Genomic DNA, 8,877 nt, shown 5'->3' on the forward strand with positions numbered 1-8,877 from the left:
TTCATTGGAAATTCGGTTAATCCGCAGTTCGGCTGCGGGGAGGGGATCCCGTGGTTTGGTCCTCGTTGGGAGGGCGAGCCAGGGTCCGGGGAAGCTGAGGTTTGGTCAGCTGTTGACGACGAGGGGCCGGGCTGGGTGAGCGTGGCTGCAGCTGGAATCTGTGAGGCCAAAGACCTGGTCGGGTACGTCGGTCATGATGTACTCGCCGGTCGTTTCCCCGACGGCGTGGATGAGATCTTCGACGGGGTTCTCTGCGGCCATGTCGAACGGGGCGTCTGTTCCCAGCATCACGTGATCCGCGCCGAGTTGTTCCACGAGGACACGCAGGACGGCCGGGTCGTGGGTCAGGGAATCGACGAAGATGTTCTGCCGTATGGCGTCGAAGTCGATGGTGCTGCCGGCGAATTCGGGACGCACCTTGGACGCATGCCGGAGCCGGCCAAGCTGCCACGGAAGGTAGCCTCCACCATGGACCAGCACGACCCGCAGGTCCGGGTGTTTGGTGAAGATTCCGGCGCAGATCATCCGTTCCACGGCGATGGCCGTTTCCAGCGGATTGCCGATGACGTTCTGGAGGTACCAGTCCCTGAGCAACGGGTGGTCGCCGCGCTGCATCGGATGGAGCAGGATGGGAACGCGGAGTTCTTCGGCCGTCGCCCAGAGAGCATCGAGTTCGGCGTTCTCGAGGCAGTCACCGGCCAGTGACGTGCCGATCTGCACACCGACGGCCCCGTCGGCTATGGCAGTGCGGAGTTGCCATGCCAGTGTTTCGGGCGACTGCAGGGCCACGTGGGCGAGCCATCGCAACCGTTCGGGGGCTTCTTGGCAGAAACTCCTCATGGCATCGTTGACGCTGCCGGCCCACGCTTCGGCCTCCGTTTTTTCGAGCCCGTGGCCGAAGAGCGGCGGCGCCAGCGACACGATGGCTGCACCCAGGCCTGTTGTGGTGAGGGCTTGGAGCTTGGCTTTGGCGTCGATGAAATCCGGTGTCAGCGGGAATTTGATGCCGGCGCCTTCGATGTGGTCGCCCGTGATCTTGAACGGGGCCTTGGGCCCGGACTGCTCGATCGCCTGAACCGGGATGACGTGGTTGTGGATGTCCCAACGCATTACAGATCGACCGCCGCGGTGCTGAGGAGCGGGGACTCTGGTGCGCTGGTGTGGTCGTGGCGACCGGGAGCGGCTTGCTGGCCGGTGACGGCGTCGTGGGATGTCATGGTGTTCCTTTGAGTTGATGCCCGAGGTGCACTGACAGGGGTGATCACGCGGGACACCATTGGTGGCGTCCCGCGTCATATTCCCAAGGTCAGTTGGTGATTTCCGGGGTTGCCTTCGCCAGTTCGGGGTTGGCGTCGAACACGGCCTGACGGCGCCAGTCGCGCAGGAGACCAGGTTTGACCTTGAAGGTCTCTCCGTCGTCGCTAAAGGCGTCCTGTCGATTCCGCAGCCACCTGACGCGATCGAGGTCGATGGTGGCGATGTGGATGCCGCCCTCTTGTTCGTCGAGAACGATTTCTTCGGGGCTGCAGACGCGGGAGAGGCCCTTGCCGCCTTCAACGCTGAGGTTGGTGCATACTGCGGTGTAGGCGAGGTTCTCAATGGCCCTGGCCCAGACCAAGGTCTTCCAGGTTTCGTAGAGGCTGCCGCCGTAGCCGCTGCCGATGGTGTCGCTCAGGTTGCCAGGGGAGACATGGCCGGTGGGCATCAGGATGAGTTCGGCGCCCTTAACTGCGAGGATGCGGGCCAGTTCAGTGGCGTAGACCTCGCTGCAAACCAGCAGCCCGATCTTGCCCAGTTCGGTGTCGAAGACGGGAAGGTCGGTTGCGTTGGTCCAGTCGTACCCTCCGAGGTTGCCGCCCTGGCGGTGCAGCCAGGGGGCGTGCGCTGGCGTGGTGCGGCGGTAGCGTCCAACTTCAACCCCGTCGGGTCCGATCAGGACCAGGGAGTTGTAGCAGCGGGACCCGGCTTCGTCGAGCGGTTCGGCGAAGCCGCCAACGAGGTAGACGCCAGATTCCTTGGCAATATCGCACAGTGCTTCCACGGGGGTCCAGTCGACAGGTTCTTGCCAGAGGCCCGGGAATCCCTCGGGAAGAAGGACCAGTTTCGCGCCGCGGGAGGCTGCCTCGCGGACCCACGCACGGGCGTCGGCGAGGTTCCTTTCCTTGTCGTCGTTGCCTTTGTGGGTCAGTGCCGTGACTACGGCCAGGTCGAACGTCATGTTCTGAACCTTTCTTTTCGTTCGGTGAGCAACCCGCGCCATAAGCGATGCGGGGTTGGGGCTTAGTGGAGTGTCTTGGCTTTCGCCCCGGCGGGGGCGAGCCTGTCAACTTTGAGGAAGAAGACCGTGACGGCACCAATGAGTGGAACAAAGGACATCTGGATCATCGATCCTGCCGACCAGCCAAGGGACTGGACGAGGGTGGCGAACAGCGTACCGGCAAAAACCCCGGCGCAGTAGAACGCGGCGACAAACACTCCGGAGGCCCGGCCGAGCATGTCCGGTCGGACGGAGCGCTGGATCGCGGAGTAGATGTTCACATGGCAGAAGCCGTTGAACAGCGCGCCGAGCAGGACCGAGAGGATGCATTGGACCAAGACAGAGGTGGGGCCGTTGAACAGCAGGAACCCGACCACCGTGGCTGAGAGCAGGCAGATGAGCAGAGTCGGGCGCTGGCTGAATCGGTCAGAGAGCCACCCGGCGGGAAGGCCGAGCAACGCGCCGATGCCATACATTCCCGCTGCCATGCTGGCGTCCTGAAGGGAGAATCCCAGTTCGGTCCGCAGGTACGTGGGATACAAGGCGATGTAGCCGAACATTGTCACTCCCATGACGGCTGCGGTGGCGCCGAGGAGCAGGACGTTGCGGTTTAGCAGTTTGGCAGGCACGTGGCTGAAGCGGTCAGCTGCGGTGACTCCGTCGTCCTCGCCTGCCTGTTCCTTGTATTCGCTGAAAGTCTTGGGGAGGAAAAGCCAGAGCAGCGCAACAAAGAGGAAGCCGATGCCGCCGTAGACGTAGAACGGTACTTGCCACTGTCCGGAGGCGGACATGATGTTTGCGCCCAGGACCGGCCCCAGATAGGTACCGATACCGAAAGCGAAGTTCAAACTACCGAGCGCGAAGGCACGATTGGCTACGAAGTAGGCGCCGACGGCGGTAAAGACAGCCGTCATTTGCATGGATTCACCGACACCGGACAGGGCCCGGTAGGCCAGCATGTCCCCGAAACCTGTGGAAACCGCAGTCAGAACGGTGAACGCGGAGTAGAGCGCAATGCCCACCAGCATCGCGGCTTTGCGGGAGAACTTATCGATCATGAACCCGGTGGGCAGCGCTGCCAACCCCAGGCCAAGGGTGAAGATGGTGGCGAGCAGGCCGCCCTCATTAAGTGAGAATCCGAAGTCCTGGCGGATTTCCGGCATCACGACGGGATAGACGCTTCTATCCATTGAATTTATGACATACGAGCCGGCCAGTAGCACCAGGCATCCGATGCCGGCAACCACCCCAAGCCGCCGGCGGGGCTCTTTTCGCACCGACATGGCGGCGCTTACTTTCTCAGACATGCATCCTCCACGGGATATTGCATTTTATAGGATGCAAATACCGTAGATTGCATTTTATAAAGTGTCAACGGTCACGTACGATGTTGCTGTGCGGACAGCGACGACCCAGCTGGCCGCGGCCTGAAATGAAGGGGATGAGATGAGCGCGACGTCGACACTGTCGAAGGTCTCCGAGGATCTTGCTGGCATGATGAAGGGCCAGCGCTTCCGTACCGCCCATGAGTATGTGCTCAAGACGTTGCGGCGGGCCATCCTGACCGGCTCCCTCCCCGCCGGTTCGCGCCTCGTCCAGCAGGACGTCGCGGCAGAGCTCGATGTCAGTACGACCCCCGTCCGTGAAGCACTGCGGGACCTGGCAGCCGAAGGTCTAGTCATGATGGACCCGCACCGCGGCGCCCTTGTCAAAGCCCTTGATGTCTCCGAGGTTCGTGAAATTTACGAACTGCGCATCGCCTTGGAGCCGATCATGGTGCGCCGCGTCATCAACGAGATCACTGAGGAGCATCTGGCCAAGGCAGCCGATCTCCACCGTCAAATGGAGGCCACCACCGACGTAGCCACCTGGACGGACCTGAACCGCCGGTTCCACTCCGTTTTCAGCGAACCGGACAGGGAGAGCCGTTTGGCGCGGATACTTGATGGCCTGAGCGACAGCGCCTCGGTTTTTGTCAGTCTCGTCCTTGATTCGCAGCTGCGCAGCATGACCGGCGCGAACGCAGAGCACGCCCGCCTCATTGAGGTCTACCGGTCGCGTGACGTGGAGACGGCGGTGGAACTGACCGTCCAGCACCACAAAGAAACCCTGTCCAAGCTGGAGAAGGCGCAAACGAACGGGCTCATGTAGGGACCCTCTTAACCGACCTCCAGTGAGATTCTCCCGGAGCACGGATGCAGCGGATCCTACCTGCCCGGTAGCAGGGCGCTGATTCTGGTGCAGGCTTCCCTTAGGGGTTCAAGGTAGGACTCGAGGTCGAAGCGGGTGCTGGGTGCGGTGACGGCCAGGGCCACGGAGCCCAGCAGCGTCGGGGTGGCGACCATGGCCACCGAAGAGATCCCCTCAATAAAGCCGTCTTCCTGCAGGGCGTAACCACGGGCGCGCGCCTGGGATATCCGCTCCGCCTGGGGCAGCTTCGCCCCCTGCCCCTGGGCGTGGGCCAGTTCGTCGCGGGTGGCGAAGGTTGCCAGCGCCTGACCCGCGGCCGAGAGGTCCAGCGGCAGCGCTGTGCCGACGCGGACCTGGAGCCGCAGCGGCTTATCGGTGCGCACTTCCTGAATCACCAACGCACCCTCGCCCTGGAACGCAGACAGCGTGGAGGTCTCCCCCGTGGCGGCACTAAGCTCCTTCAGGACAGGGACCGCCCGCGAACCAAGGTCAGCCTGCTCCAGCACAGCGGCCCCGATCACGACGCTGCGCAGTGTGAGCCGGTACCTGGCGTCCGGGAGCTGCTCGACCCAGCCACTGGCCAACAGGGTCTGCACGCGCTGGTGGATCGTGCCCTTCCGGTCACCGGTCAATTCTGCCAGGTCACCAATGCTCAGCGGACCCTCCGCACCGGCAAACCAATCCACCAATTCCAGACACCGCGTCGCTGACGACAGAATCCGCCCACCAGCACCCTCGGCCTCAACAACCATCGCTACTCCCTTTCAACGCCTTCTTGGAAACGACAACAACCGGCAGCCAGACCGGCCCGCGCCGCGCAGGATGACCCGATCCACCCCTGCGGACGCTAGAAAAGTGCTCAGCTCAGCGATGTGTCGCCTTGGTCCACGAGGATTTTCCGAAGACAGGAGGCGATCACCTCGCGCTCGTCGGGTGACAGGACGGCAAGGATCCGTTCGTAGTCCTGCAGATGGGCTGCAATGGCCTTGTCTGCGACGTCCTTGCCTTTGTTGGTGAGGCTGATCCTGACGGCTCGCCGGTCTGAGGCGTCGCGGGTACGCTGGACGAGCCCCTTGGCTTCCAAACGATCAATCCGGTTGGTCATGGCCCCCGACGTCACCATGGCGGCCTTAAGAAAGGAACCGGCCGTGAGCTCGTAGGGAGGGCCTGTTCGGAGCAGCGTAAACAACATGTCGAATTCCCCAGCGTTGACGCCGAAGTCGTCGCTGAGCATCTTGTAATGCTGGTCGAACACGAACTGCATCCGGTGGATCCGGCCCAGAACATGGACGGCGTCCAGGCTGTCGGCCATGTCCGGCCTCTCATGCCGCCACTGTTCAGCAATGAGATCAACTGCATCTACCATGACGCCTCCTCCAATGTTGCTCAATACTAAGATACTTGACATCAGCTGGCTAACGTATCAATCTCTTAATATAAAGATAACTAACATCAAGGTTCAGAGGACTCATTATGACCCTCGCACTCGATCGCCAAGGCCAGGATCTGCTGTTTCTAAAGGCTCGCTCCGTCCGGTCATTCAGTAATGAGCAGGTCACGGATGAACAGATGCGGGCCATCTACGACCTGGTGAAATTCGGACCTACGGCCTTCAACCTCTCGCCCTTGCGGATAACGCTCGTCCGGTCGAAGCAGGGCCGGAGCAGGCTGCTGAGTCATTTGTCGGCCGGCAACCGCCGGAAGGCGCAGAGCGCGCCAGTGACAGCCATTCTGTCGACGGATCTTGAATTCCATGAAGAGTTGCCCAGGCTGGCGCCCCACGCCGTCGATGTGGGCTCGCACCTCTTTGCCTCCCGGCAACGCCGGGAAGACTCGGCCAGACTCAACGGGGCGCTGCAGGCCGGATACTTTCTTATCGGGGTGCGCGCTGCCGGGCTGGCAGCGCTTCCTATGACCGGCTATGATTCGGCGGGCCTCGCGGCGGATTTCCTTGACAGGGATCATCTGCCGCTGATGGTCGTAAGTATTGGCCTCCCGGGCCCCGATCCGGAGCATCCGCGTTCACCCCGCCTGGATTACGAGGAGGTGGTCACCATCGCATGAAAGTCGTGCGGCGGCCATTCCCCGGAATCACTTAGGGGGCGAGCAGGGCGCTGATTTTGGTGCAGGCTTCCTTTAGGGGTTCCTGGTAGGACTCGAGGTCAAAACGTGTACTGGGTGCGGTGACGGCAAGGGCCACGGAGCCCAGCAGCGTCGGGGTGGCGACCATCGCCACCGAAGAGATCCCCTCCAGAAAGGCGTCGGCCTGCAAGGCGTATCGGCGCACGCGGGTCTCCGCGGTTACTTCGTAGCCGGGCATCTTTGCGCCACTGGCAACGGCGTGGGCTATTTCGTCCCGCGTGGCGAAGGTTGCCAGTGCCTGTCCTGCGGCCGAGAGATCCAGGGGCAGGGCGGTGCCGACGCGGACCTTCAGTCGGAGTGGCTTGTCGGTGCGCACTTCCTGGATCACCAGCGCACCCCCGCCTTGGAATGCGGACAGCGTGGAGGTCTCTCCCGTGGCGGCACTGAGTTCTTTCAGGATCGGCACGGCCCTGGATCCAAGGTCGGCCTGTTCCAGTACCGCCGCCCCGATGAGGACGCTGCGCAAGGTGAGCCGGTAGCGGCTGTCCGGGAGCTGCTCGACCCATCCGCTGGCCAGGAGGGTTTGGACGCGCTGATGGATCGTGCCTTTCCGGTCACCGGTCAATTCAGCAAGGTCCCCAATGCTCAGCGGACCATCGGCACCGGCAAACCGGTCCACCAACTCCAGGCATCGCGTTGCCGACGACAGAATCCGCCCACCAGCCTCGACCTCAACAACCATTGCCACTCCCGCACATTACAGAAGACCCATTGACCTACGTCACAGTCTGAACTACGCTGTTCGTCGTTAGCGTATCACAAACGCCGTTTGCTATACAAAAACAGAGTGAAATTCTCGAGGAGGAGAAAGAAATGACATCTGTCCGAGTTCCCCAGGCCGGTCAACCGATCGTTTTCCGCGGCGGTGCCGTGGCCACGATGGATGATGCGCACACGCTGCTTCCGAAGGGCGATGTCCTGATCGTGAACGGCAAGATCGCCGAGGTTGCACCGTCGGTGGCGTCCGTTCCGGATGACGTGTTCGAGATCGATGCGACCGGTGGCATCATCACCCCCGGTTTCGTTGACACCCACCGGCACATGTGGCAGACCCCGATGCGCGGTTACGGGGCAGACTGGACCTTGACCCAGTACTTCCTCTTCTACTACCTGCAGTACGGCAAGCACTTCCGTCCCGAGGATGTTGCGGCCGGCGACTACATCTCGGCCCTGGACGCCATCGAATCAGGTGTGACAACGTCCGTTGACTGGGCCCACGGGCTGCAGACACCCGACCACGGCGAAGCTGCCCTCGAGGCCTTGAAGGATTCCCCCGGCCGGTTTGTCCTCGCCTACGCGAACCTTGCGAAGAAGCCGTGGGAGTGGACCCAGGATCCGGCCATCCAGTCCATCATCAAGCGAGCCAAGAGCGAACTCTTCGGTGCTCAGATCGCTTTCGACATCCCTGGCGACCCTGGCTTCCCGGAGGCTCCCGCCTTCGCCGTCGCGCGGGAGCTTGATGTGGCGATGAGCACCCACGCAGGTGTCTTTGGCGCCACCGATGACTCCGGTATCACGGCCATGTACGAAAACGGCTGCATGCGCCCGGGTACGATCTACATCCACGCCGCAACGCTCAGCGACGTGTCCTACCAGCGTATTGCCGACACCGGCGGGTTCGTGTCGCTGGCCACCGAAAGCGAATGCACCTGCGGCCACGGCTACCCGCCCACGCACAAGCTGCGCAAGTTCGGCATTCCCACGGCCATGGGCATCGACGCCAGCGTGTGGCAGAGCGCAGACCATTTCGCTGCGATGAGGGCCACCATCAACACCGACCGCGCCATGGAACACATGGAAGCCCTGAAAACGGGGGACAAGGTCACCCATGCCACCCTGCGTTGCGAAGACGTGGTCGAATGGTCCACCAGGGGCGGGGCCAAGGCATTGGGCAAAGACAGCGAAATCGGTTCCCTGGAAGTGGGCAAGCTCGCCGACGTCGTCCTGCTCAAGAACGATGACTCCCCCACCTGGGTACCCGTCATCAACCCTTACGGCCACATCGTCTATCAGGCTGGCCGCGGCGACGTGCATACCGTTACGGTCGGCGGCAAGGTCGTCAAGTCCGAAGGGAAGCTCGTTGCCGGTGACCTGGCCGCAGCGAAGGTCAAGGTCGAAAACACCCTGGCCCACTTGCAGGAAAAGATGGGCGATAAGGCTTGGCAGGAAGCAATGAACCCCTCGGTTCCTGCCGGCGAGGACGCCATCCTGAAGAGCCCATACCAGTACCGCCGCGAAGGCGCCAACGCAGCCGCCAACTAACGGCGTCAAGTACATAAGAAAGGCAT

Annotated in this window: 9 protein-coding genes; 3 read left to right on the plus strand and 6 right to left on the minus strand. The window is 62.3% G+C overall.

Translation table 11 applies throughout. The annotated features are described in order from the left end of the window. Positions 1–105 precede the first annotated feature (105 nt). From ACIPY3_RS22945 to ACIPY3_RS22955, 3 genes are all read right to left on the minus strand, one after another. On the minus strand, positions 106–1,110 hold the full coding sequence (locus ACIPY3_RS22945) for an amidohydrolase family protein (protein ID WP_400337824.1): 1,005 nt from the start codon (positions 1,108–1,110) through the stop codon (positions 106–108). A 196-nt stretch (positions 1,111–1,306) separates the two neighbouring features. Next, positions 1,307–2,218, minus strand: coding sequence for a carbon-nitrogen hydrolase family protein (locus ACIPY3_RS22950; protein WP_400337827.1), 912 nt, complete (start codon positions 2,216–2,218; stop codon positions 1,307–1,309). 62 nt (positions 2,219–2,280) lie between these two features. After that, positions 2,281–3,564, minus strand: coding sequence for an MFS transporter (locus ACIPY3_RS22955; RefSeq protein WP_400337830.1), 1,284 nt, complete (start codon positions 3,562–3,564; stop codon positions 2,281–2,283). Between the two features lie 139 nt (positions 3,565–3,703). Here ACIPY3_RS22955 and ACIPY3_RS22960 point away from each other — a divergent pair, with 139 nt between their 5' ends. Then, positions 3,704–4,408: a GntR family transcriptional regulator gene (locus tag ACIPY3_RS22960; RefSeq protein WP_400337833.1), complete on the plus strand. Its 705-nt coding sequence runs from the start codon at positions 3,704–3,706 to the stop codon at positions 4,406–4,408. Between the two features lie 56 nt (positions 4,409–4,464). Here the strand turns inward: ACIPY3_RS22960 and ACIPY3_RS22965 are convergent, their stop codons facing one another. Further along, positions 4,465–5,199, minus strand: coding sequence for an IclR family transcriptional regulator (locus ACIPY3_RS22965; protein WP_400337836.1), 735 nt, complete (start codon positions 5,197–5,199; stop codon positions 4,465–4,467). A gap of 107 nt (positions 5,200–5,306) precedes the next feature. Then, positions 5,307–5,813, minus strand: a complete 507-nt coding sequence (locus tag ACIPY3_RS22970) for a MarR family winged helix-turn-helix transcriptional regulator (protein ID WP_400337839.1) — start codon at positions 5,811–5,813, stop codon at positions 5,307–5,309. A 107-nt stretch (positions 5,814–5,920) separates the two neighbouring features. On the opposite strand from ACIPY3_RS22970, the gene ACIPY3_RS22975 reads away from it, so the two are divergent. Next, positions 5,921–6,511, plus strand: coding sequence for a malonic semialdehyde reductase (locus ACIPY3_RS22975; RefSeq protein ID WP_400337842.1), 591 nt, complete (start codon positions 5,921–5,923; stop codon positions 6,509–6,511). Positions 6,512–6,542: 31 nt separating this feature from the next. Here the strand turns inward: ACIPY3_RS22975 and ACIPY3_RS22980 are convergent, their stop codons facing one another. After that, positions 6,543–7,271 (minus strand): IclR family transcriptional regulator, encoded by a 729-nt coding sequence (locus ACIPY3_RS22980; protein WP_400337847.1) that lies wholly within the window; start codon positions 7,269–7,271, stop codon positions 6,543–6,545. 131 nt (positions 7,272–7,402) lie between these two features. Between ACIPY3_RS22980 and ACIPY3_RS22985 the strand changes: the two genes are divergently transcribed. Beyond that, a complete protein-coding gene (locus ACIPY3_RS22985) occupies positions 7,403–8,851 on the plus strand; it encodes an amidohydrolase family protein (protein WP_400337844.1) in 1,449 nt (482 codons plus the stop codon). Positions 8,852–8,877 lie beyond the last annotated feature (26 nt).

Source organism: Paenarthrobacter sp. NPDC089714 (assembly GCF_044748905.1).
Taxonomy (GTDB): domain Bacteria; phylum Actinomycetota; class Actinomycetes; order Actinomycetales; family Micrococcaceae; genus Arthrobacter.

Bases quoted from the DNA above. Each gene is read 5' to 3' on its own strand.
- ACIPY3_RS22945 (WP_400337824.1), bottom strand. From the start codon at position 1,110: ATGCGTTGGGACATCCACAACCACGTCATCCCGGTTCAGGCGATCGAG.
- ACIPY3_RS22950 (WP_400337827.1), bottom strand. From the start codon at position 2,218: ATGACGTTCGACCTGGCCGTAGTCACGGCACTGACCCACAAAGGCAAC.
- ACIPY3_RS22955 (WP_400337830.1), bottom strand. From the start codon at position 3,564: ATGTCTGAGAAAGTAAGCGCCGCCATGTCGGTGCGAAAAGAGCCCCGC.
- ACIPY3_RS22960 (WP_400337833.1), top strand. From the start codon at position 3,704: ATGAGCGCGACGTCGACACTGTCGAAGGTCTCCGAGGATCTTGCTGGC.
- ACIPY3_RS22965 (WP_400337836.1), bottom strand. From the start codon at position 5,199: ATGGTTGTTGAGGCCGAGGGTGCTGGTGGGCGGATTCTGTCGTCAGCG.
- ACIPY3_RS22970 (WP_400337839.1), bottom strand. From the start codon at position 5,813: ATGGTAGATGCAGTTGATCTCATTGCTGAACAGTGGCGGCATGAGAGG.
- ACIPY3_RS22975 (WP_400337842.1), top strand. From the start codon at position 5,921: ATGACCCTCGCACTCGATCGCCAAGGCCAGGATCTGCTGTTTCTAAAG.
- ACIPY3_RS22980 (WP_400337847.1), bottom strand. From the start codon at position 7,271: ATGGTTGTTGAGGTCGAGGCTGGTGGGCGGATTCTGTCGTCGGCAACG.
- ACIPY3_RS22985 (WP_400337844.1), top strand. From the start codon at position 7,403: ATGACATCTGTCCGAGTTCCCCAGGCCGGTCAACCGATCGTTTTCCGC.